This is a genomic window from Streptomyces sp. NPDC059895 (assembly GCF_042731035.1).
Lineage (GTDB): Bacteria > Actinomycetota > Actinomycetes > Streptomycetales > Streptomycetaceae > Streptomyces.
Window position 1 is genome coordinate 210,937 of sequence record NZ_JBHWKO010000008.1, and the last position, 22,814, is coordinate 233,750.

Sequence of the window (22,814 nt, forward strand, 5' to 3'; positions counted from 1 at the left end):
ACGTCCACCGAGGGGCCTCGGTGGTGTGTTTCGGTTACGGGGCGCGGGGGCCGGCGTGGTGGGCGCTCCCGCGCGGCCTGGATCAATGTGTGGGTCGGTGAGTGCTTGGTGTCCGGCCTCGCTCAGCCGACCGTGGGGGAGGCGCTGTACTCGGGGGTCCAGGCGTTGCTCTTGACCTTGTAGGCGGTCATGAGGGTGTTGGTGGTGTCGCCGAACTCGTCGAAGGAGATGGTGCCGGTGACGCCTTCGAACTTGACCTTGGACATGGCGTCGAGGACCGCCTTGCGGCCGTCGGAGGGGAGTTCGCCGTCGTTGCCCTCGACGGCGAGCTTGACGGCTTCGATGATGGCCCAGGTGGCGTCGTAGGTGAGGCCGCCGTAGGCCTCGTAGGCGTCCTTGTAGCCGGCGTTCTTGTAGTCGGCGATGAATTCCTTGGCCGAGGGGAGCTGTTCGACGGGCTTGCCGACGGAGGTGGCGAGGTCGCCTTCGGCCTTCTTGTTGAGCTTGGGGAATTCGCCGGAGTAGATGCCGTCGCCGCCCATGAGGGGGATGCTCTGGCCGCTGTCCTTGAGCTGCTGGCTCAGGGGGGCGGCGGCGGGGTATTCGCCGCCGTAGTAGAGGGCTTGGGCGCCGGTCTTCTTGATCTTGGCGACGACGGCGTTGAAGTCGCGGTCGTCGGGGTTGATGTGGTCGGTGCCGACGATCTGGCCGCCGAGTTTGGTGAAGTTGGTCTTGAAGGAGGCGGCGAGTCCGGCGCCGTAGGTCTTCTGGTCGTCGATGAGGTAGACCTTCTTGATGCCGGCCTTGGAGTAGAGGTACTCGGCGGCGAAGGCGCCCTGGATCTCGTCGGTGGTGGCGGTGCGGAAGAAGGTGTCGAACTGGCGGACGGAGTCGCCGGTCTTCCAGCCGTCGCCCTGGGTGAGTTCGGTGCCGGTGTTGGCGGGGGAGACCTGGGTGAGGCCGGCGTCGCTGAACGGCTTCTGCATCTGCTGGGAGACGCTGGAGTTCAGGGGGCCGACGACGCCGAGGACGTCCTTGTCGCTGATGAACTTCTGGGCGTTCTGCTGCCCGACGGAGGGCTGGGCCTGGTCGTCGAGGGGTTCGAGCTTGAACTCGATGCCGTCGACGTACTCTTCCTTGTTGGCTGTCTTGACGGCCAGGTCGGCGGAGTTCTGGATGCCGAGGCCGAGGGCCGACAGGTCGCCGGTGAGCGGGGCGTCGACGCCGATCACCACAGTGGTCTTGTCGCCGTTGCTGCTGTTGCTGTCGTCACGCGACCCACAGGCTGTGAGTGTCAGCGATCCCGCCGCGAGCGCGGCGGTGATGGCGATGATCGAACGTTGACGCACGAATCAGGTCCTTTCCCTGGCACGGCGGTCCCCCCTGGAACGCGCCGAGTCGAGCGCTGGGCCGAATGACTTCGAATCCGATGGCGCGGTGACTGGCGGTGACTCTAGGCGTGTGCGGGGAAGGTGGAGGAGGGTCTGGCTCAGGCTGTGACTCTCTTGTTATGACACGACGTAATGCAGAGCGGTACTCGGTGGGTGGATGCGTGGAATTCCGACTGGTTCGCCCTGTCCGCATGGTGAGAACCCGCAGATGGCCCGCTTGAGATTTCAGCAGTGTCCGGCCATTTGGTAATGACGTGACGTTGTTGCCGCAGGCGACTCGAGTGGCGTCGGAAGGGGCGTGGGCACACCCTTCGCGCGGTTTCCGGCCGTCGTCTTGTATTGCGTCGGTATTACGTAGAGTTACGCCCAGGAAAGCGAGTCGGGCCTTTTTCGGCACATTCCGCTTTCCCGGACATGCCGGTACGGTTCGCCGTCGGTGACGTGCGCGACGGCGGGTGTGCGGCGGCGTGCGGGCGCGGTTTCTCCGGGGGTGCGGCCGGGCGGGGCGGCGGGAGGGGGAGGGGCGTCCCGCGGCCCGAGTGCCCTTCCGCTTCCCGGAGTTCGTCCGCTCGGCATGCCCCGACGCGGGCGCGCCCGCTCCCGGTGGGCGACGTCCACTGTGGTGCTGTAGTGGCTGCGGCTGTGGTGCTGTGGTGCTGTGGTGCTGTGGTGCTGTGGTGCTGTGGTGCTGTGGTGCTGTGGTGCTGTGGTGCTGTGGTGCTGTGGTGCTGTGGTGCTGTGGTGGTTGTGGCGGTGCGGGCCGGCGGTGCGTCAGCCCGCGGCGCCCGCGGGTGCTCCGTCGCCCGGGTTCACGTCGCGCAGCAGGCACGTCAACCGCGCCGTGCACACCCGGCGCCCCGCCTCGTCGCTGATCACGATCTCGTACGTCGCCGTGGAGCGGCCCCGGTGGACGGGGGTGGCGACGCCCGTGACCAGGCCGGAGCGGACCCCGCGGTGGTGGGTGCAGTTCAGGTCGACGCCGACGGCGATCTTGGAGCTGCCGCCGTGCAGCATCGACCCGACCGAGCCGAGCGTCTCGGCGAGGACGGCGGAGGCACCGCCGTGCAGCAGTCCGTAGGGCTGGGTGTTGCCCTCCACCGGCATCGTGCCCACGACCCGGTCCGCGGAGGCCTCGGCGATCTGCACGCCCATGCGGGTGCCCAGGTGGCCGGCGGAGAAGAGGGCCGGAAGGTCGACGCCGAGCGCCGCGTACTCGTCGATGACCTCTTGCGGGAACTTCACGTGCTGCTGCTCGCCCATGGGCCCTGCTCCGTTCGTCGTGACCGGTACGGCGGGGCGGGCGCCGCCGCCGCACTGGCTGAGCAAACGCTCAGTCGGTCGCCGATTGTTCCAGACGCACGACGACGGACTTGCTGGCCGGGGTGTTGCTGGTGTCCGCCGTCGCGTCCAGCGGCACCAGGACGTTGGTCTCCGGATAGTAGGCGGCCGCGCAGCCCCGGGCCGTCGGGTAGAACACCACCCGGAAGCCGGGCGCCCGCCGCTCCACGCCGTCCTTCCACTCACCGACCAGGTCGACGTACGAGCCGTCCGCGAGCTTCAGCTCCCGCGCGTCCTCGGGGTTGACGAGGACCACCCGGCGGCCGTTCTTGATGCCCCGGTAGCGGTCGTCGAGGCCGTAGATCGTGGTGTTGTACTGGTCGTGCGAGCGCAGCGTCTGCAGCAGCAGGCGGCCCTCGGGGAGCGCCGGGTACTCCACCGGCGCCGCGGTGAAGTTGGCCTTGCCGGTGGCCGTCGGGAAGCGGCGTTCGTCGCGCGGGGCGTGCGGCAGCGCGAAGCCGCCGGGGCGGGCCACGCGCGCGTTGAAGTCCTCGAAGCCGGGGATCACGCGCGCGATGCGGTCCCGGATCGTGGCGTAGTCCTTCTCGAACTCCTCCCACGGGACCTTGCTGTCCGCGCCGAGCACGCGCCGGGCCAGACGGCACACGATCGCCGGTTCGGACAGCAGGTGCGGGCTCGCCGGCTCCAGACGGCCGCGGGAGGCGTGCACCATGCCCATGGAGTCCTCGACGGTGACGAACTGCTCGCCGCCGCCCTGGAGGTCGCGCTCGGTGCGGCCCAGCGTCGGCAGGATCAGCGCACGCGCGCCGGTCACGACGTGCGAGCGGTTGAGCTTCGTCGACACGTGCACCGTCAGCCGGGCACGCCGCATGGCCGCCTCGGTGACGTCGGTGTCGGGAGAGGCGGAGACGAAGTTGCCGCCCATCGCGAAGAACACCTTCGCCTCGCCGTCGCGCAGCGCGCGGATCGCCCGGACGACGTCGAAGCCGTGCTCACGCGGCGGCGCGAAGCCGAACTCCCGCTCCAGGGCGTCCAGGAAGGCCGGCGCGGGGCGCTCGAAGATGCCCATCGTGCGGTCGCCCTGCACGTTCGAGTGGCCGCGCACCGGGCAGACGCCCGCGCCCGGCCGGCCGATGTTGCCGCGCAGCAGCAGGAAGTTGACCACCTCGCGGATGGTCGGCACGGAGTGCTTGTGCTGGGTCAGGCCCATCGCCCAGCAGACGATGGTGCGCTGCGAGGCGAGCACCATGCGCAGGGCCTCCTCGATCTGCGCGCGCGTGAGGCCCGTCGCGGTGAGCGTCTCGTCCCAGTCGGCGGCGCGGGCGGCCTCGGCGAACTCCTCGAAGCCGTGCGTGTGTTCCTCGACGAACGCCCGGTCGACCGCGCCGTCCGCCTCCAGGACCAGTTTGTTGAGGAGGCGGAAGAGGGCCTGGTCGCCGCCGATGCGGATCTGCAGGAACAAGTCGGTGAGCGCGGCGCCCGCGGTGAGGCCCTTGGGGGTCTGCGGGTTCTTGAAGCGCTCCAGGCCCGCCTCGGGCAGCGGGTTCACGCTGATGACCTTCGCGCCGTTCGCCTTCGCCTTCTCCAGGGCGGACAGCATGCGCGGATGGTTCGTGCCGGGGTTCTGGCCGGCGACGATGATCAGGTCCGCCTTGTACAGGTCCTCCAGCAGGACGCTGCCCTTGCCGATGCCGATCGTCTCCACCAGGGCCGAGCCGGACGACTCGTGGCACATGTTGGAGCAGTCCGGCAGGTTGTTGGTGCCGAGCTCGCGCGCGAAGAGCTGGTAGAGGAACGCCGCCTCGTTGCCGGTGCGGCCCGAGGTGTAGAAGACGGCTTCGTCGGGGGAGGCCAGGGCGGCCGTCTCCTCGGCGATGATGTCGAAGGCGCGGTCCCAGGAGACCGGCTCGTAGTGCTCCGCCCCCTCGGGGAGGTACATGGGGTGCGTCAGGCGGCCCTGCTGGCCCAGCCAGTAGCCGCTGCGGGTGGCGAGGTCGGCGACCGGGTGCGCGGCGAAGAACTCCGGGGTGACCCGGCGCAGCGTCGCCTCCTCCGCCACCGCCTTCGCGCCGTTCTCGCAGAACTCCGCCGCGTGCCGGTGGTCCGGTTCCGGCCAGGCGCAGCCGGGGCAGTCGAAGCCGTCCTTCTGGTTCACGCGCAGCAGGGTCAGCGCGGTGCGCTTCACGCCCATCTGCTGCTGGGCGATCCGCAGGGAGTGCCCGATGGCCGGGAGGCCCGCCGCCGCGTGCTTCGGCTCGGCGACCTGCGGCGCGTCCTGGACCGGATCGGCCTTGGGCGGCTTCGTTGCCATCGCGGGGCTCTCCTTCGCTCGGGGCGGGAATGCTGGGGTGTCCGTGACGTGGGGTCCGTGAGGTGGGGTCTGTGGAGGTGGGGTGGGGGACGGGATGTCCGTGGCCTCGTGTCCGTGACCTGTGTCCGCGGGACCTCTGCGTCCGATCCTCGCACGCGGCGCCGACAGCGGGGGCGGGAGGGACTGCGGGGGGCGGGAGCATTGGTTGCGCGGGGCCGGCGGGGCCGGCGGGGCCGGCGGGGTCGGTGGGGCCGGCGGGGCCTCTGGGGTTGCCGGTGTGCGGGGTCGGTGTGCGGGGGTGGGTGTGGTTTCGGTGGGCGGGGGTCGGTGTGTGGTTTCGGTGGGCGGGGGGTCGGTGTGCGGGTGGGTGGGAGTGTCAGTGGAGCGTGGCAGGATCGGGGGCGTGGCAGAAACAGCAGCAAAGAAGACCGAGACGACCTCCGGCGAGCGGCCCCGCCTGATGCTCATGGACGGGCACTCGCTGGCCTACCGCGCGTTCTTCGCGCTGCCCGCGGAGAACTTCACCACCGCGACGGGCCAGCCGACGAACGCGATCTACGGCTTCGCGTCGATGCTGGCCAACACGCTGCGTGACGAGGCGCCCACGCATTTCGCGGTCGCCTTCGACGTCTCCCGCAAGACCTGGCGGTCCGAGGAGTTCACGGAGTACAAGGCGAACCGTTCGAAGACCCCGGACGAGTTCAAGGGGCAGGTCGAGCTGATCGGCGAGCTGCTCGACGCGATGCACGTCTCGCGGTTCGCGGTCGACGGCTTCGAGGCGGACGACGTGATCGCCACGCTCGCCACCCAGGCCGAGGCCGAGGGCTTCGAGGTGCTGATCGTCACCGGTGACCGGGACTCCTTCCAGCTGGTCAGCGAGCACACCACCGTGCTGTACCCGACGAAGGGCGTCTCGGAGCTGACCCGCTTCACCCCGGAGAAGGTGTTCGAGAAGTACGGCCTGACGCCCGCCCAGTACCCCGACTTCGCGGCTCTGCGGGGCGACCCGTCCGACAACCTCCCGGGCATCCCCGGCGTCGGTGAGAAGACGGCCGCGAAGTGGATCAACCAGTTCGGTTCGTTCGCGGAGCTGGTCGAGCGGGTCGAGGAGGTCAAGGGCAAGGCCGGGCAGAACCTCCGCGACCACCTGGAAGCCGTCAAGCTCAACCGCCGCCTGACGGAGATGGTCCGCACCGTCGAGCTGCCGAAGACCGTCCCCGACCTCGAGCGCCTGCCCTACGACCGCACGGCCGTCGCGATGGTCCTGGACACCCTGGAGATCAGGAACCCGTCGCTGCGCGAGCGGCTCCTGGCCGTCGACCCGGGGGGCGAGGAGGCCGAGTCGACCCCGGTGGTGGCCGGTGGTGTGGCGGTGGACGGCTCGGTGCTGGGCACGGGCGAGCTGGCCGGCTGGCTCGCCGAGCACGGCACGCAGACCCTCGGTGTCGCCACCGTCGACACGTGGGCGCTGGGCGCCGGCTCGGTCGCCGAGGTCGCGCTCGCCGCGGGCGGGGGAGCGGCCGCCTGGTTCGACCCGTCCGAGCTGGACGAGGCCGACGAGAACGCGTGGAAGGCCTGGCTGGCCGCCGAGGACCGCCCCAAGGTCCTGCACAACGCCAAGGGCGCCATGCGTGTCCTCGCCGAACACGGCTGGAGTGTCGGCGGCGTCTTCATGGACACCGCCCTCGCCGCCTACCTGGTCAAGCCGGGCCGCCGTTCCTTCGACCTCGACGCGCTGTCGCTGGAGTACCTGGGCCGCGAGCTGGCCCCGCCCGCGGCGGCCGACGGCCAGCTCGCCTTCGGCGCGGACGACGGCGCCGAGGCCGAGGCCCTCATGGTGCAGGCCCGCGCGATCCTCGACCTCGGCGAGGCGTTCCGGGGCCGCCTGGAGGAGGTCGGCGCCGCCGAGCTGCTGGGAGACATGGAGCTGCCCACCTCCGCCCTGCTGGCCCGGATGGAGCGGCACGGCATCGCGGCCGACCGCTCCCACCTGGAGGCCATGGAGCAGATGTTCGCGGGCGCCGTCCAGCAGGCGGTGAAGGAGGCGCACGCCGCGGCCGGGCACGAGTTCAACCTGGGCTCGCCCAAGCAGCTCCAGGAGGTCCTCTTCGGTGAACTGGGCCTGCCCAGGACGAAGAAGACCAAGACGGGCTACACGACCGACGCCGACGCCCTGGCCTGGCTCGCGACCCAGACGGACAACGAACTGCCGGTCATCATGCTCCGCCACCGCGAACAGGCGAAGCTGCGCGTCACCGTCGAGGGGCTGATCAAGTCGATCGCCCCGGACGGACGCATCCACACCACCTTCAACCAGACGGTCGCCGCGACCGGCCGCCTGTCGTCGACCGACCCGAACCTGCAGAACATCCCCGTCCGCACGGACGAGGGCCGGGCCATCCGCCGCGGCTTCGTCGTCGGCGAGGGCTTCGAGTCGCTGATGACGGCCGACTACAGCCAGATCGAACTGCGGGTGATGGCGCACCTCTCCGAGGACGAGGGCCTGATCCAGGCGTTCACCTCCGGCGAGGACCTGCACACCACGGCCGCCTCCCAGGTGTTCGGCGTCGAGCCCGCCGCCGTGGACGCCGAGATGCGCCGCAAGATCAAGGCCATGTCGTACGGCCTGGCGTACGGTCTGTCGGCGTTCGGCCTGTCCCAGCAGCTGAACATCGAGGCGGGGGAGGCCCGCGCCCTGATGGACGCCTACTTCGAGCGCTTCGGCGGGGTCCGGGACTATCTGCGCCGGGCGGTCGACGAAGCCCGGGCGACGGGCTACACGGCCACGCTCTTCGGGCGCCGCCGCTACCTCCCCGACCTCAACAGCGACAACCGCCAGCGCCGTGAGGCGGCCGAGCGGATGGCCCTCAACGCGCCCATCCAGGGCACCGCGGCCGACATCGTCAAGATCGCCATGCTCAAGGTGGACCGCGCGCTGAGGGAGAGCGGCCTCACGTCCCGCATGCTCCTCCAGGTCCACGACGAGGTCGTCCTGGAGATCGCCCCCGGCGAGCGCGCGGCCGCGGAGGAACTCGTCCGCCGCGAGATGTCCGACGCCGTCCACCTCAGGGCCCGGCTGGACGTGTCCGTGGGCTCGGGCGCGGACTGGGAGTCGGCGGCGCACTAGCCTGCGGCCGTATGGGCCTTCCGGAGGGCCTTGACGGGCCCTGCGGGGGCCTCCGAAGGCCCTTCGGAGGCCCCCTTCGGAGACCTCGGGCGGCACGTCGTATCACCGTGTTCGTGGTGCCCGTACGGCCGGTCGGCGAGCCGTTCAGCCCACGCTGACCTCGTCCGGGCGCCCTGCGGACTCAAGGGCGACGGGACGGGCCGCGCGGACGCCCACGGCGTACAGCAGCAGCCCCAGCACCAGGCCGGCGCCCGCCCCGAAGCACACCGTCGGGATCAGCTCGTACGGCTTCGCCCGGGAACCCCAGTACTCCCACCACCGCGTCGCCCGCCGCACCGCCGCGACCAGCGCGCAGCCGCCGATCACCGCCGCCGCCCACCACCGGTCCCGCGCCGACAGCACGGGTATGCCGACCGGCTCGGCGACAGGCGTCCGGCGCACCGCGTACGCCACGAAGGACACGATCACGACCGCGGCCACGGCAGAACCGCCGTACTGCAGGTACCAGTACAGCGGTGAGCCCGCGACCGTCTCGCCGAGCACCGGGAACAGGCGCATCCCCCACCGGTCGAGGTGCGTGAAGGCGTCCCACACCACATGGGTCAGCGCGCCGAGCACCGCGGACACGTACCACCGCAGGAGGGCGGACGGACGGACGCGCGCGCGGGGCGCCCCGCAGCGCGTCAGGGTGGCCGTACGGGCCTGACGGGCCCGTGGCAGGAGGGCCACGAGCGGTTCACGCACCAGCAGCCACAGCCCCACCAGCGCCCAGGCGACGAGCACGTCGACGGTGAACACCCCGGCGAAGGAGTGCGTGACATCACCGAACTCCATGGCCTCCGGTGCCACGCTCGCCGCGTAGTAGGTCATGTCGGGCGCGAAGGATCCCGCCACCAGGACGGCCGGTACCAGCCGGCCGCGGCCGGTGCCGTCGGTGCGCAGGGCGGGCAGCACGGCCGCCGCATGACTGAGGGTGAACGGCAACAGGGCTCCCCGTGGCGGACGTTGGCGGACATCGGCGGACATCGGCCGGACCGGGCGGCCGGAAGTCCGGCGACGCGCACCAGTATGCGCGACGCCACTGACACCGGAACGGAGATGACTGAGTGGTGAACACCGTGTGCGAACGGGTGCCGGTGCCACCGAAGTTGTCGTAGGGTCGCCTGGGCCGCCGAGTCGAAAGGCCCGGTCGAACAACCGAACAGAACGGCGCAAACCGCCCGGGAGCGCACCCCTCGGGGCGGGACGACGGTCCCCGCAGGGCGAGTGAGGCGGTACGTCCCCACAGGGGCGAGCGCATCGGACGGAGACGGGCGCACGGGTGTCCACGGGAGGGGTTCACTTCATGTCGGCGCATTTCGGCAGGAGGCTGCGCAAGGGAGCGGTCAACACCACCGTGGCCGCGGTGGTCGTCGCGGCACTGGCCGCGTCCCAGGCACCCGATGTCACGGCCGGCGGCCAGGCCGGCGGACAGGCCGCAGCCGACGCCGCCTCCGGAACGGGCGCCGACGACAGCGCCACCGGCAACTCGCCCTACTACACGGACCTGCCGCCGCTGAACAGCCCCACCCCCTCGCCGAGTCAGAGCACCGGCACCACCCCGGCCGCCACCGGCGACACCGAGGCCGGCATCCCCGCGACCGTGCTGGACGCCTACAAGAAGGCCGCGGCGGCGCTCGCCGAGTCCCAGCCCGGCTGCAACCTGCCGTGGGAACTCCTCGCCGCCATCGGCAAGGTCGAGTCGGGTCAGGCCGGCGGCGGCAACGTCAACGCCGACGGCACCACCCTCACGCCGATCCTCGGCCCGGTCCTCAACGGCAACGGCTTCGCCAACATCAGCGACACCGACAACGGCGCCTACGACGGCGACAGCACCTACGACCGTGCCGTGGGCCCCATGCAGTTCATCCCCTCCACCTGGGAGTGGGCGGGCCGCGACGGCAACGGCGACGGCAAGAAGGACCCCAACAACATCTACGACGCGGCCCTCGCGGCCGGCCACTACCTGTGCCGCTACAGCTGGGACATGTCCACCTCGTCCGGGCTGCGCAGCGCGATCCTCAGCTACAACAACTCGACGGAGTACTACAACACCGTCGTGTCGTGGCTGGAGTACTACCGCAAGGGCACCCACGAGATCCCCGACGGCACCGGCAGCCTGCCGTCCAGCCGCAGCGACGACGACAGCGGGACGACCACCTCACCCTCCACCTCGCCGTCCACGTCGACGCCGTCGACGACGCCGTCGACGTCGACTCCGAGCACGACCCCGTCGGAAACGCCGTCGACGACCCCCAGCACTCCGGCCCCGACGCCGACCGAAACGGTCGACCACCTCGAGGACGCGGGCACGGCGAAGCTCACCGCCATGGCGGGCGACGCGTTCACCCAGAGGATCAGCGCCCGTGCCGAGACCGAGGCCGGCAAGGCCGTCGGCAAGGTCAGGATCCGCTTCACCATCGTCGGCGACACCGACGCCACCTTCGCCGGCGGCGAGAGCGTCGCCACGATCGCCACCGACAGCACGGGCGTCGCCACCGCCCCCGCCCTCCAGGCGGGCGAGGAGACCGGCACGTTCACCGTCCGCGTCACGGTCCCGGGCCGCGTGCTGGCCGCCCTCACGTACACGGCCACCGTCACCGACCGTGCCGCCGACACCCTCGCCCCCACCACCAGCACCGCGCTGACCTGCACCGCGGGCGGTACGTTCGCCGACCAGGTCGAGGCCAAGGCCACCTACCAGGGCGCCGCCGCGGACAAGGTGGCGGCCACCGCCACCCTGGTCGCGTCGGCCGACGACGCGACCGCGAACGACAAGGGCCCCTACTTCAAGGACGCCGCCGGCAACGCCGTCCGCACCCTGACGGACCTGCGGACCGACGCCGACGGCCTGCTCCAGCTGCCGAAGCTGTACGCGGACGACACCGCCGGCACGTTCCTGCTGCGCATCACCACCACGGGCGGCGCCACGCTCACGGTCGAACTGACCGTCACAGCCGCGCCGTCCACCACGCCGAGCCCGTCGGAGAGCGCTTCGGAGGATACGTCGGAGGGCTCCTCCGACGACACCTCCGCGACCGCGTCCGAGTCGGCGACGGCCAGCTCGTAAGCCCCTTCCCGCAGCACGACCCCGCACCACCCGGGCGCACACCACCCGGCGCGCACCGCACATCGCGCACCGCGCACCGCACATCGCGCACCACGCACCACGACGACGGCGCCCCCTCCACCCGAGCGGGGCGCCGTCCTGATGTGGCGTCAGGTCCCGTCGCCCTCACCGTCCGAGCCGCGCGTTGGTGTGCCGGGTCGGCTCGGCACCGGCCGGGTCCTCGGGCCACGGATGCTTCGGATACCGGCCGCGCAGCTCCGCCCGTACGCCCTTGTAGCCGCCCCGCCAGAAGGAGGCGAGGTCGGCGGTGACGGCCGCGGGCCGGCCGGCGGGGGAGAGCAGGTGCACCAGCAGCGGCACCCCGGCCACCCGCGGCGACTCCTGGAGCCCGAACATCTCCTGGAGCTTCACCGCGAGCACCGGCTGCTCGGGGTTCGCGTAGTCGACCCGGACCCGGGACCCACTGGGTACGGTGATCCGCTCCGGCGCCAGCTCCGCCAGCCGGGCCGCCTCGCCCGAGGCCCACGGCAGGAGCCGGGTGAGCGCCTCCCCGGCGTCGATCCGCGCCAGGTCGGCGCGCCGCCGGGCCCGGCCGAGCTCCGGCTCCAGCCAGTCCTCCACGCGCGCGTGCAGCGACGCGTCGGACACGTCGGGCCACGGCTCCCCCAGGTGCAGCCGGAGGAACGCCAGCCGCTGCCGCAGCACCTCGGCCTCCGGCGGCCACCGCAGCAGCGTCAGCCCTTCCTGCCGCACCCCCTCGCGCACCGCCTGACGCACGAGCGCGGGATCGGCGTCCCTCAGCGGCCGCACCCCCAGCTCCACGGCACCGAGCCGCTCGACCCGCCGGGCGACGACGTCGCCGTCGGCCCAGCGGACCTCGTCGCGTACGTCGAGCAGCGTTCCGGCGGCGAGCCGCGCCACCTCCTCGTCGACCACCCCCGCCAGCTGCACGCGCGCGTGCCCCTTGCCCACCGGACGGTCGGCCACGGCGACCGCGAGCCACGGCGCCCCGCGCAGGGCGGAGCCCTCCCGGACCTCGGCGCGGGTCCCGGACACCATCAGGTGCGAGCCGCCGTCGGCCCTGGCGAGGCGCTCGGGAAAGGCGAGGGCGGCGACGAGCCCCGCGGTGGCGTCCTCGCCGCCCCCCTTGCGGACCGGCGGGGCGTCACGCGCGGGCGGGCGGGCGGACTCCGCGGCGACGGACCGCAGCCGCCGCACCTCCGCCCGCCACCGCGAGCCGTACGCGTCACCCCCGTGCCGGGCGCCCCGCACGGCGGCGGCCAGATCGTCCCCGTACTCCCGAGGGGCCTCCTCGCTCAGCAGCGCGACCACCTCGGCGGCCCGCTCCACCCCCACCAGCGACGCCCCGTCCAGCAGCGCCCGCCCCAGCCGGGGGTGCAGCCCCAGCCGCGCCAGCCGCACCCCCCGCTCCGTGGCCCGGCCGGCCGGGTCCACCGCGCCGATCGCCGTCAGCAGACCCCGCGCCGCGGCCATCGCACCCGCCGGCGGCGGATCGAGCAACGCCAGCCCGGAGGCGTCTGGATCGCCCCAGCAGGCCGCCTGCAGAGCGAACGCGGCGAGGTCGGCCACTTTGATCTCCGGGGACGGGAAACGCGGCAGACGGGCGTTCTCCGCCTCCGGCCAGCACCGGTACACCACGCCCGGCGCCTCGCGCCCGGCCCGTCCGGCCCGCTGCCGCGCCGCCGCGTGCGAGGCCCGTACGGTCGCGAGCGCGCTCAGCCCCCGTGCGTGGTCCACCCGGGGCTCCCGCGCGAGCCCCGCGTCGACGACCACCCGCACGCCCGGCACGGTCAGCGACGACTCGGCCACCGCTGTGGCCAGGACCACCCGGCGCCCCTGGCCCGGCGTCAGCACCGCGTCCTGCACGGCCGCCGGCGCGCGCCCGTGCACCTGGAGCACCTCCACCCCGCCCAGACCCTGGAGCTGCCCCGCGACCCGCGCGATCTCCCCGACGCCCGGCAGGAAGCACAGCACGTCCCCCGGCCGCTCGGCCAGCGCCCGCCGCACCACCGACGCCACATGTCCCAGCAGTGCCGGATCGACCCATGTGCCGTGCGGCGGCCGGACCGGACGGGCCGGAGGCGCCCAGACGACCTCGACGTCGAACGCGGAACCGTCCGCCTCGACGACCGGCGCCCCGCCCAGCAGCCGGGACCAGCCCTCCGTGTCCGTCGTCGCCGACGCCGCCACCAGCCGCAGCTCCGGCCGCAGCGCCTCCCGGACGTCCCACAGGAAGGCTGCCGCCGTGTCGGCGTCCAGATGGCGTTCGTGGCACTCGTCCAGCACCACCACGTCGACGCCGGTCAGCTCCTGGTCGCGCTGGAGGCGCTGGAGCAGCACACCGGTCGTGACGACCTCCACGCGCGTGTGCCGCCCGACGACCCGCTCCCCGCGCACGGTGTAACCGACGCTCCCGCCGGTCTTCTCGCCCAGCAGCCACGCCATCCGCCGCGCCGCCGCACGCGCCGCGATCCGCCGCGGCTCGGCCACCACCACCCGCCGCGCGGGCCCCTCGCCCAGCAGCCCCGCCAGCGCGAGCGGCACCAGGGTCGTCTTGCCGGTGCCGGGCGGCGCGGCCAGGACGGCCGTCCCGGTCCCGTCCAGGGCGTCGTTCAGGGAAGGCAGGGCGGCCCGTACGGGCAGCGCGTCCAGGGCGTCGTCACGGATCACGCCCCCAGTGTCGTATGCCTCCGCAACGCGCCCCGCGCGCGTGGGGCGTACGCGCGGCTGCTCTTCGGGCTTCCGGTCGGCCCGCCTCCGGTGCCGCACGGCCCCCGGTCGGGCCGGGCCCGCCTCCGGTCCCGCACCCCGGCGCGCGACCGCCGTCATGTGCGCGCGGTCAGTCCCGGTCGCACACGAAGATCGCCGTTCCCGGGATCAGGCCGCCGCGCAGCGGCGACCAGCCGCCCCACTCCGAGCTGTTCCAGGCCGGCCACTCCGGCTCGACGAGGTCCACCAGCCGGAAGCCCGCCGACACGATGTCGCGGACCCGGTCGCCGAGGGTGCGGTGGTGCTCGACGTAGACCGCGCGGCCCTCCTCGTCCTGCTCGACGTAGGGCGTGCGGTCGAAGTAGGACGAGGCGACCGACAGGCCCTCGGGCCCCGGCTCGTCGGGGAACGCCCAGCGGAGCGGATGGGTCACGGAGAAGACGAAACGGCCGCCCGGGCGCAGCACCCGGCGCACCTCCCTCAGGACCAGCACCGGGTCGGCGACGAAGGGCAGCGCCCCGTACGCCGAGCAGGCCAGGTCGAAGGAGGCGTCCGCGAAGGGCAGCGCGGCCGCGTCGGCGCACACCAGCGGGAAGGAGCCGCCGATGCGCAGGGCGTGCTGGAGCTGGCGGTGGGAGAGGTCCAGGGCCACCGGGCGGGCGCCCTGCGCGGCGAGCCAGCGCGAGCACTGGGCCGCGCCGGCGCCGATCTCCAGGACGTCCCGGCCCTTCAGCTCCTCCGCCGGGCCGAGCAGCTCGGCCTCGACCTCGTCCAGGCCCTCGGGGCACCACACGAAGCGGTCGTCGCCGAGGAAGGTGCCGTGCTCGATCTGGTACTCGTCCGCGTTGCGGTCCCACCAGCCCCGGTTGGCCCGGGCGCTCTCCGTGACGCCGGCGTCACGGCGGGTGGCCTCCGGCTCCGGCTCCGGCTGGGACGATACGGGCTCTTGGATGATGGGCTCCCTCGTCGTACTCTTCCGTCCAACCCGCCCCGGCGGTGCCACCGAGGTGTCACCGGAGGGTTCTTCCGCGGTCCATGTGGCCTCAGAAGACAGGTTCAGTGCCGGGTATGCGGCGATCCGCCCCGGGTGTGCGCCTTCGCGCATTGACCCTGCCCGGCTGCCCCCGTATGCTACAAGTTGCGCTGCGGGCCTGCGCACCTCAGACGTAGCAGGCTGCGCTCGCATCTGTTGTATGTCCCCTCGGTTCTCGAGGCGCCATCACCGGTCACCCGGTGCGGCGCTTCCTTGGCTGTCCGGCTTCTGCAGAGCGAAACGGGCTCCCGGCGTAAGCAGTACCTACGACTTCAATGTCCGTACCGGAGCCCTTTCCCACATGACGAGCAGCACCGAGACCACCGCCACCACCCCGCAGGTAGCGGTCAACGACATCGGTAACGAGGAAGCCTTCCTCGCCGCGATCGACGAGACGATCAAGTACTTCAACGACGGCGACATCGTCGACGGCGTCATCGTGAAGGTCGACCGGGACGAGGTCCTGCTCGACATCGGTTACAAGACCGAAGGCGTTATCCCGAGCCGCGAGCTCTCCATCAAGCACGACGTCGACCCCAATGAGGTCGTCGCCGTCGGTGACGAGATCGAGGCCCTTGTTCTCCAGAAGGAGGACAAGGAAGGTCGCCTGATCCTCTCGAAGAAGCGCGCCCAGTACGAGCGTGCCTGGGGCACGATCGAGAAGATCAAGGAAGAGGACGGGATCGTCACCGGTACCGTCATCGAGGTCGTCAAGGGTGGTCTCATCCTCGACATCGGCCTCCGTGGCTTCCTCCCGGCCTCCCTGGTCGAGATGCGCCGCGTTCGCGACCTCCAGCCCTACGTGGGCAAGGAGCTCGAGGCCAAGATCATCGAGCTGGACAAGAACCGCAACAACGTGGTCCTGTCCCGCCGTGCCTGGCTGGAGCAGACCCAGTCCGAGGTCCGCCAGACCTTCCTCACCACCCTCCAGAAGGGTCAGGTGCGGTCCGGTGTGGTCTCCTCGATCGTCAACTTCGGTGCCTTCGTGGACCTGGGTGGCGTCGACGGTCTGGTCCACGTCTCCGAGCTGTCCTGGAAGCACATCGACCACCCCTCCGAGGTCGTCGAGGTCGGCCAGGAGGTCACGGTCGAGGTCCTCGACGTCGACATGGACCGCGAGCGCGTCTCCCTGTCGCTGAAGGCGACCCAGGAAGACCCGTGGCAGCAGTTCGCCCGCACCCACCAGATCGGCCAGGTCGTGCCCGGCAAGGTCACGAAGCTGGTTCCGTTCGGTGCGTTCGTCCGCGTGGACGAGGGCATCGAGGGTCTGGTCCACATCTCCGAGCTGGCCGAGCGCCACGTGGAGATCCCGGAGCAGGTCGTCCAGGTCAACGACGAGATCTTCGTCAAGGTCATCGACATCGACCTCGAGCGCCGTCGCATCAGCCTCTCGCTGAAGCAGGCCAACGAGTCCTTCGGTGCCGACCCGGCCTCGGTCGAGTTCGACCCGACCCTGTACGGCATGGCCGCGTCCTACGACGACCAGGGCAACTACATCTACCCCGAGGGCTTCGACCCCGAGACCAACGACTGGCTCGAGGGCTACGAGAAGCAGCGCGAGGAGTGGGAGCGCCAGTACGCCGAGGCGCAGCAGCGCTTCGAGCAGCACCAGCAGCAGGTCATCAAGTCCCGCGAGGCGGACGCCCAGGCCGCCGCCGAGGGTGGCGAGGCCGCCGCTCCGGCCGCGACCGGCGGTTCGTACTCCTCCGAGGGCGCCGACACCTCCGGCGCGCTGGCCTCGGACGAGGCGCTCGCCGCGCTGCGCGAGAAGCTCGCCGGTGGCCAGAGCTGATCGCTAGCCGCTGAGTCCCAGCCGCTCACTGAGGGGCCGTACCTTTCGAGGTGCGGCCCCTTGGCGTTGCCCGGGAAACGGGCCGTCGCCCGGCTGCCTCCCCCGGGAGCCGGCCGGGCGGTTCTCCGTGTCCCCCGAGGGAAACCGTCCTCGCCCCGCACGAGCCGGCGGATCAAGGCGGTGGGGTGGGAATGCGTACACCGGCGTGCGCGTTGGCATGTACGAACACGAGGAGGAGCGGTCCAAGTGCTTGATCCGCAGGGTTTGTACGCATGGGAGCCGAAGGGGCTGGCCGTCGTCGACATGGCGCTCGCCCAGGAATCGGCCGGACTTGTCATGCTCTACCACTTCGACGGATACATCGACGCGGGGGAGACCGGCGACCAGATCGTCGACCGCCTCCTCGACGCGCTGCCCCACCAGGTCGTCGCCCGCTTCGACCACGACCGCCTGGTGGACTACCGCGCCCGCCGTCCACTGCTGACGTTCAAGCGCGACCGGTGGACCGACTACGAGGAGCCGGTCATCGAGGTACGGCTCGTCCAGGACACCACCGGAGCACCCTTCCTGCTGCTGTCCGGCCCCGAGCCGGACGTGGAGTGGGAGCGTTTCGCCGTGGCCGTCCGGCAGATCGTGGAACGGCTCGGCGTGCGCCTGTCCGTGAACTTCCACGGCATCCCCATGGGCGTCCCGCACACCCGCCCCGTCGGCGTCACCCCGCACGGCAACCGCACGGACCTCGTCCCGGGGCACCGCAGCCCCTTCGACGAGGCGCAGGTCCCCGGCAGCGCCGAAGCGCTCGTCGAGTACCGCCTCATGGAAGCGGGCCACGACGTCCTGGGCGTCGCCGCGCACGTCCCGCACTACATCGCCCGCTCCGCGTACCCCGACGCCGCCCTGACCGTCCTGGAGGCCATCACGGCCGCCACGGGACTCGTCCTGCCCGGCATCGCGCACACCCTGCGCACGGAGGCGCACCGCACGCAGACCGAGATCGACCGCCAGATCCAGGAGGGCGACGAGGAACTCACCGCCCTCGTCCAGGGCCTCGAGCACCAGTACGACGCCGCCGCGGGCGCCGAGACCCGCGGCAACATGCTCGCCGAACCCGTGGACATCCCCTCGGCGGACGAGATCGGGCGGGAGTTCGAGAAGTTCCTGGCGGAGCGCGAGGGCGAGGGCTGAGCCGTCGCCCCGGGGCCTGCCGGACGCGCCGCCGGCGGCAGGCCCTAAGCTTCCCGTCATGCTGAAGGTTGGCCTGACCGGCGGGATCGGCGCCGGCAAGAGCGAGGTGTCGCGGCTGCTCGTCGACTGCGGCGCCGTGCTGATCGACGCGGACCGCATCGCGCGCGAGGTCGTCGAACCGGGCACCCCCGGTCTCGCGGCGATCGTCGACACCTTCGGTGAGGAGGTCCTCGCCGCCGACGGCACCCTCGACCGCCCCGCGCTGGGCTCCATCGTCTTCGCCGACTCCGCGAAGCTCGCCTCCCTCAACGCGATCGTCCACCCCCTCGTCGGCGCGCGCTCCCGCGAGCTCGAGGCCGCCGCCCCCGAGGACGCCGTCGTCGTCCACGACGTCCCTCTCCTCACCGAGAACGGCCTCGCTCCCCTGTACGACGTCGTGATCGTCGTCGACGCCCCGCCCGCAACCCAGCTGGACCGGCTCGTCCGGCTGCGCGGCATGACCGAGGACGACGCCCGCGCGCGCATGGCCGCCCAGGCGACACGCGAGAAGCGCCGCGAGATCGCGGACATCGTGATCGACAACGACGTGCCGCTGCCGGACCTCGAACGACGCGTCCGTGAGGTGTGGGCCGACCTGGCACACCGGGCCCGTGCGCCCCGCGAGCCCCTCGGGTCACCGGAGGAATAGCGGCGCCCGCACCGCGCGTTGAACGCGTGCAGCGAGGGAAGGATTTTTCCGTGCCCGATACCAGCGGTTCGACCGGACGTACTCCGGAGACGCACGTCATCGACTTCCGTGCCGCCGAGCATCTGCTCGCCGCACGGGACCCGCGGGGCGCGGTGAAGCTGCTCGACGGTGTCATCGCCGCCCATCCCGAGAACACCGCCGCCCGCCTGCTGCGCGCGCGTGCCTTCTTCGCCGCCGCACAGCTGCGTCCCGCCGAACTCGAGTTCACGATCGTCCTGGAGCGGGAGCCGGACAACGCGTTCGCGCACTTCGCGCTCGCCCGCACCTATGAGCGGCAGGGCCGCGGCGACCAGGCCAAGCGCCACTTCCGGCTGGCGGCCGCACTGGACCCGAACCCGCAGTACCTGAAGGCGGCACGCTTCGACTCCTGAGGGTGGCAGACTTCGCCTCCTGAGGGGCCGTCGTCGTGCCGGAGGGGTCGGCTGCCCGGCGGACGGCGGGCTGCCGCGCCGGACGGGCGGCTCAGGGCGTGGGCGCTGGGGTACGGACCTGCTCGGGTACGGACGATCTACTTGGGTACGGGCGATCTGCTCGGGTACGGGCGACCTGCTGGGGTACGGGCGACCTGCTCAGGTACGCGGGTGCTCCGGCGGCCGGTACGGCGGTACGTTCCGGCCCGGCTGGTAGTGCGGCCCCTGCCGCAGGTGTCTGAGGATCATCGCCAGATCGACGGAGACCACCAGCCACAGCACACCGCAGGCGACGGCCCACCCCACCCGCCCCACCAGCGCGAACGCGACGGTGCCGAAGCCCGTCCAGAGCAGCCCCCACACGCTCAGCCACAGACGCATCCGCAGCGCGCTGCGCGCTGTCGTCGGCTCACTGCCTGTACGCATCGGATCATCACTCCTGCTGGAAACGTACTCCTCGGCCCGGACGTCCTCCACAGGGGACGAACGGACGTCCTATCGCTCGAACGGGTGAACCGGTAGGTGGGGGGAACGGCCCGGCGGGGACGGTCCGTTGGACGGGCATGAGGCGTGACATGCGAGAGGGATACGAGGGAACAGGTCCCGGGGCCATCACCCCCGACGGATGCGCGGTCGAGCTCTACAGCCGTCTGCGGGTGGGCGACGAGCCGGACATCATCGCCGCGGCGGTCCCCGCGGGCGCGCACATCCTGGAACTGGGCAGCGGCGTCGGCCGCGTCACCCACGCGCTGGTGGAGCGTGGGTTCACCGTCACGGCGGTGGACGAGTCCGCCGAGATGCTGGAGCGCGTCCGCGGGGCACGCACCCTGCGCAGCCCCATCGAGCACCTCGACCTGGGCGAGACCTTCGACGTCGTGATGCTCGCGTCCTTCCTGGTGCACAGCGGGGACAGCGAGGTCCGGCGAGGGATGCTGCGCGCCTGCGCGCGCCACGTCGCGCCCGGCGGGCACGTGCTGATCCAGCGGGAGGGCGAGGACTACCACACCGACCTGCCCCGCGAACGGGTCGACCCGGCCGGCTACACGGTCCGGATCCTGTCGGCCGATCCGGTCGGCGACGGTGTCAACAAGGTGCGCGCCGAGTACGTGTTCCCGGACGCGGTGTGGACCCAGACGTTCCGCTCCCGGCCCCTCACCCCGGAACAGTTCGAGGAGGCGCTGGCCGAGGCGGGCCTGAGAGTGGACCGGTACCTGACGGAGGACGGGGTCTGGGTGAGGGCGGTGCCCGGGGGGGAGTAGGCGGGATCGGCGGGATCCGGGACTGCGTGGGCACAGCGACGGGGCTCTACCGTGGAGGCATGGACGCCGCTCATGCCCTCGCCGCCCTCGACCGGCGGGTGGCGGGGTGCGGGGCCTGCCCCCGGCTGGTGGCCTGGCGCGAGGAGGTGGCCCGGACGAAGCGGGCCGCGTTCGCCGACTGGACGTACTGGGGGCGGCCGGTGCCCGGCTTCGGGCCGTCCGACGCACGTCTGCTCGTCGTGGGGCTCGCCCCGGCCGCGCACGGCGGCAACCGCACCGGCCGTATGTTCACCGGCGACCGCTCCGGGGACGTCCTGTACCGGGCGCTGTACGACGTGGGGCTCGCCTCGCAGCCCACCTCGGTGTCCGCCGACGACGGTCTCGCCCTGCACGGCGTACGGGTCACCGCGCCCGTCCACTGCGCACCGCCCGCCAACAGACCCACCCCCGAGGAGCGGGACACCTGCCGTCCCTGGCTGGTGCAGGAGCTGCGGCTGCTGCGGCCGACGCTGCGCGCGGTCGTCGTCCTGGGCGCCTTCGGCTGGCAGGCGGCGCTGCCCGCGCTCGCCGGGGCCGGCTGGTCCGTTCCCCGGCCGCGGCCCGCCTTCGGGCACGGGGTGCGTGTGCCGCTCGACGGCCTCGATCTTTTCGGCTGCTTCCACGTCAGTCAGCGCAACACGTTCACCGGGCGGCTCACCCCCGAGATGCTGCGGGACGTCCTGCGGACGGCGGCGGCAGCGGCGGGACTGCCGTGAGCACCCGCCGCTGCCGCCGCCCGTCCGGGGCTCACAGGACGCGGGCCGCCGCGATCGGCCGGTCCGTCACCGGGTGGGCGCTCGCCTTGGCGGTGTTGACGCTCCACCGGTACCGGGAGAACTCGCCGGTGGTGTCGGAGGCGTAGAACATCATGTGGCCGATGCCGACGCCCTCGAAGTTCTCCTTCGCGACGAGGCTGACCATGCGGGTGTCGGGATACTTCGGGTAGTTGGTCAGCGCGTAGACGCCGTGCGGTTCGGACGTGCAGTCGACCACCTCGACGGCGTACTGGGTCTCGCCGGTGAAGTCGGCGACGCCGCTGAAGACGCCCTTGACCTCGCGGACCATGACGATGTGGCCGGTGCTGTCCTCGACCTGCCCGTCGTAGTCGACCGCGATCAGGTCGCCCGGACGGAGGTCGGTGACCTCGAGGATCCGCTGGAAGCGCGGGCCGGCCGTGCCGTCGGTGAAGGCCCGGCGGTAGTCGGCGGCCTCGGGGATGCGGTCCTGGAAGTACTGGGTGAAGTAGGCGTCGGTCGCCCACCCGTAGGTGTGCTTGAGCACCAAGGTCAGGAAGGAGGAGCAGCGTGCCAGCGCGGTCCAGCTCGACAGGTCGTCGGGTGTGCCCCAGGTGACGGACGAGGAGGAGCCGACCAGGTAGACGTTGTTGAGGCGGGCCGTGCGGCCGCTGATCAGGGAGACCTCGTCGGCGCTCAGGGCGCGGCCGTAGGCGCGGACGTCGTCGATGGCGCCCTTGAAGCGGTTCACGTACGCGCCGTCCCAGCGGGCCCGGCCGATGTTGAAGCCCTGGGCCGCCGCCCAGGACAGGGCCGCGTCGGCGCTGCCCTCCAGCACGCCGTCGACGTAGAGGTGGACGCGGGCGCCGTCCCACACGCCGGTCAGATGGGTCCAGCGGCCCAGGACGGGCGCGCTGGTGCCGAGGGCGGAGATCTTGACGCTCTGGTCCTCGCCGCGGACCTTGAACGCCCAGGCGCCGGCCGTGTCGTCGTACTGGAGCAGGAAGCGGCTGCAGACGGTGCCGTCCTGGCTGACCGCGGTGTACATGTTCGCCAGGTCGGCGGGGCCGGCGGTGTCGTCCGAGAGGCGTACCCAGGCCGAGACGGTGAAGGGCGCCGTGGTGTCCAGGACGGAGGACGTGGCGGCGTACGCGGCGGACGTGCCGTCGAAGCCGAGTTCGCCGCCCGCGCGCAGGGCCGTCCAGGTCGCGCCGGAGCCGAGGGTGACGGCCAGGCCGTGCCCGGAACGGTCGGCGCCCGATCCGTCCAGCGGCCAGTGCCCGGCCAGGCCGTCGGTCAGCTGGCCGGCCGCGAGCAGCCGCTGGTACTGCACCATCCGCTCGGCCTCCGCGAGGTGCGGGGTGCCGACGGGGGTGAACGGGGTGTTCAGTGGCGCGTCGGCCGCGGCGGGTCCCGCACCTCCCAGCACACCGCTCATCGCGCCCGCCCCCACGAGTGCCGCACCGCTCAACAGCCCACGTCTGCTGACCATGTCGTTCCTCCCCGTCCCGCATGTTCCGGCATATCTTTTCGGACATGTGTCCGAAGGGTCGCCAGAGTCTAGGCGGACGGCCGGCCGTGGAAGCGACCCGCTCGACCCGCGCCGTTCGCCCCCGGCTCCGCACCTGGCCTGCATCGTGCTCGTCC

The 22,814-nt window shown here is 72.2% G+C and carries 16 protein-coding genes; 8 read left to right on the plus strand and 8 right to left on the minus strand.

The window, feature by feature from the left end; translation table 11 throughout:
• Nucleotides 1-122: 122 nt before the first annotated feature.
• From ACFV9M_RS12755 to ACFV9M_RS12765, 3 genes are all read right to left on the minus strand, one after another.
• Entirely contained in the window at nucleotides 123-1,349 is a 1,227-nt protein-coding gene (locus ACFV9M_RS12755) for a branched-chain amino acid ABC transporter substrate-binding protein (RefSeq protein WP_385064324.1), read from the minus strand.
• Between the two features lie 813 nt (nucleotides 1,350-2,162).
• Nucleotides 2,163-2,651 (minus strand): hotdog fold thioesterase, encoded by a 489-nt coding sequence (locus ACFV9M_RS12760; protein WP_385064327.1) that lies wholly within the window; start codon nucleotides 2,649-2,651, stop codon nucleotides 2,163-2,165.
• Between the two features lie 70 nt (nucleotides 2,652-2,721).
• The gene (locus tag ACFV9M_RS12765) at nucleotides 2,722-5,001 is read right to left on the minus strand and encodes an FdhF/YdeP family oxidoreductase (RefSeq protein ID WP_385064330.1); all 2,280 of its coding nucleotides are present in this window, start codon (nucleotides 4,999-5,001) and stop codon (nucleotides 2,722-2,724) included.
• Nucleotides 5,002-5,404: 403 nt separating this feature from the next.
• Between ACFV9M_RS12765 and polA the strand changes: the two genes are divergently transcribed.
• A complete protein-coding gene (gene polA / locus ACFV9M_RS12770) occupies nucleotides 5,405-8,128 on the plus strand; it encodes a DNA polymerase I (protein WP_385064333.1) in 2,724 nt (907 codons plus the stop codon).
• Nucleotides 8,129-8,272: 144 nt separating this feature from the next.
• Here polA and ACFV9M_RS12775 read toward each other — a convergent pair whose 3' ends face one another.
• On the minus strand, nucleotides 8,273-9,112 hold the full coding sequence (locus ACFV9M_RS12775) for a DUF4184 family protein (protein ID WP_385064336.1): 840 nt from the start codon (nucleotides 9,110-9,112) through the stop codon (nucleotides 8,273-8,275).
• Between the two features lie 361 nt (nucleotides 9,113-9,473).
• Here ACFV9M_RS12775 and ACFV9M_RS12780 point away from each other — a divergent pair, with 361 nt between their 5' ends.
• A complete protein-coding gene (locus tag ACFV9M_RS12780) occupies nucleotides 9,474-11,237 on the plus strand; it encodes a lytic transglycosylase domain-containing protein (protein ID WP_385064340.1) in 1,764 nt (587 codons plus the stop codon).
• A 165-nt stretch (nucleotides 11,238-11,402) separates the two neighbouring features.
• On the opposite strand, the gene hrpB is transcribed toward ACFV9M_RS12780, so the two are convergent.
• Both hrpB and ACFV9M_RS12790 read right to left on the minus strand, forming a co-directional pair.
• Nucleotides 11,403-13,928, minus strand: a complete 2,526-nt coding sequence (gene hrpB / locus ACFV9M_RS12785) for an ATP-dependent helicase HrpB (RefSeq protein ID WP_385064343.1) — start codon at nucleotides 13,926-13,928, stop codon at nucleotides 11,403-11,405.
• A gap of 169 nt (nucleotides 13,929-14,097) precedes the next feature.
• The gene (locus tag ACFV9M_RS12790; protein ID WP_385064346.1) at nucleotides 14,098-15,072 is read right to left on the minus strand and encodes a class I SAM-dependent methyltransferase; all 975 of its coding nucleotides are present in this window, start codon (nucleotides 15,070-15,072) and stop codon (nucleotides 14,098-14,100) included.
• A gap of 229 nt (nucleotides 15,073-15,301) precedes the next feature.
• On the opposite strand from ACFV9M_RS12790, the gene rpsA reads away from it, so the two are divergent.
• From rpsA to ACFV9M_RS12810, 4 genes are all read left to right on the plus strand, one after another.
• The gene (gene rpsA / locus ACFV9M_RS12795; RefSeq protein WP_385064349.1) at nucleotides 15,302-16,792 is read left to right on the plus strand and encodes a 30S ribosomal protein S1; all 1,491 of its coding nucleotides are present in this window, start codon (nucleotides 15,302-15,304) and stop codon (nucleotides 16,790-16,792) included.
• Nucleotides 16,793-17,038: 246 nt separating this feature from the next.
• Nucleotides 17,039-17,977, plus strand: coding sequence for a PAC2 family protein (locus tag ACFV9M_RS12800; protein WP_385064351.1), 939 nt, complete (start codon nucleotides 17,039-17,041; stop codon nucleotides 17,975-17,977).
• 58 nt (nucleotides 17,978-18,035) lie between these two features.
• Nucleotides 18,036-18,665 carry a dephospho-CoA kinase gene (gene coaE, locus ACFV9M_RS12805; RefSeq protein WP_385064354.1) on the plus strand — a complete coding sequence of 210 codons (630 nt, stop codon included), beginning with the start codon at nucleotides 18,036-18,038 and terminating at the stop codon, nucleotides 18,663-18,665.
• Between the two features lie 50 nt (nucleotides 18,666-18,715).
• Entirely contained in the window at nucleotides 18,716-19,096 is a 381-nt protein-coding gene (locus ACFV9M_RS12810) for a tetratricopeptide repeat protein (RefSeq protein ID WP_385064357.1), read from the plus strand.
• A 198-nt stretch (nucleotides 19,097-19,294) separates the two neighbouring features.
• Here the strand turns inward: ACFV9M_RS12810 and ACFV9M_RS12815 are convergent, their stop codons facing one another.
• Nucleotides 19,295-19,561 carry a DUF6343 family protein gene (locus ACFV9M_RS12815; protein WP_385064360.1) on the minus strand — a complete coding sequence of 89 codons (267 nt, stop codon included), beginning with the start codon at nucleotides 19,559-19,561 and terminating at the stop codon, nucleotides 19,295-19,297.
• Between the two features lie 149 nt (nucleotides 19,562-19,710).
• Between ACFV9M_RS12815 and ACFV9M_RS12820 the strand changes: the two genes are divergently transcribed.
• Together ACFV9M_RS12820 and ACFV9M_RS12825 are read left to right on the plus strand one after the other, a co-directional pair.
• Nucleotides 19,711-20,394 (plus strand): class I SAM-dependent methyltransferase, encoded by a 684-nt coding sequence (locus tag ACFV9M_RS12820; protein ID WP_385064363.1) that lies wholly within the window; start codon nucleotides 19,711-19,713, stop codon nucleotides 20,392-20,394.
• Between the two features lie 59 nt (nucleotides 20,395-20,453).
• Nucleotides 20,454-21,149: a uracil-DNA glycosylase gene (locus ACFV9M_RS12825; protein ID WP_385064366.1), complete on the plus strand. Its 696-nt coding sequence runs from the start codon at nucleotides 20,454-20,456 to the stop codon at nucleotides 21,147-21,149.
• A 31-nt stretch (nucleotides 21,150-21,180) separates the two neighbouring features.
• Here the strand turns inward: ACFV9M_RS12825 and ACFV9M_RS12830 are convergent, their stop codons facing one another.
• Nucleotides 21,181-22,659, minus strand: a complete 1,479-nt coding sequence (locus tag ACFV9M_RS12830; RefSeq protein WP_385064369.1) for a LamG domain-containing protein — start codon at nucleotides 22,657-22,659, stop codon at nucleotides 21,181-21,183.
• Between the last annotated feature and the right edge of the window lie 155 nt (nucleotides 22,660-22,814).

Coding starts and splice junctions, on each gene's coding strand:
- ACFV9M_RS12760 (WP_385064327.1), bottom strand. CDS start 2,651: ATGGGCGAGCAGCAGCACGTGAAGTTCCCGCAAGAGGTCATCGACGAG.
- ACFV9M_RS12765 (WP_385064330.1), bottom strand. CDS start 5,001: ATGGCAACGAAGCCGCCCAAGGCCGATCCGGTCCAGGACGCGCCGCAG.
- ACFV9M_RS12780 (WP_385064340.1), top strand. CDS start 9,474: ATGTCGGCGCATTTCGGCAGGAGGCTGCGCAAGGGAGCGGTCAACACC.
- ACFV9M_RS12790 (WP_385064346.1), bottom strand. CDS start 15,072: ATGCGCGAAGGCGCACACCCGGGGCGGATCGCCGCATACCCGGCACTG.
- rpsA (WP_385064349.1), top strand. CDS start 15,302: ATGACGAGCAGCACCGAGACCACCGCCACCACCCCGCAGGTAGCGGTC.
- coaE (WP_385064354.1), top strand. CDS start 18,036: ATGCTGAAGGTTGGCCTGACCGGCGGGATCGGCGCCGGCAAGAGCGAG.
- ACFV9M_RS12815 (WP_385064360.1), bottom strand. CDS start 19,561: ATGCGTACAGGCAGTGAGCCGACGACAGCGCGCAGCGCGCTGCGGATG.
- ACFV9M_RS12820 (WP_385064363.1), top strand. CDS start 19,711: ATGCGAGAGGGATACGAGGGAACAGGTCCCGGGGCCATCACCCCCGAC.
- ACFV9M_RS12825 (WP_385064366.1), top strand. CDS start 20,454: ATGGACGCCGCTCATGCCCTCGCCGCCCTCGACCGGCGGGTGGCGGGG.
- ACFV9M_RS12830 (WP_385064369.1), bottom strand. CDS start 22,659: ATGGTCAGCAGACGTGGGCTGTTGAGCGGTGCGGCACTCGTGGGGGCG.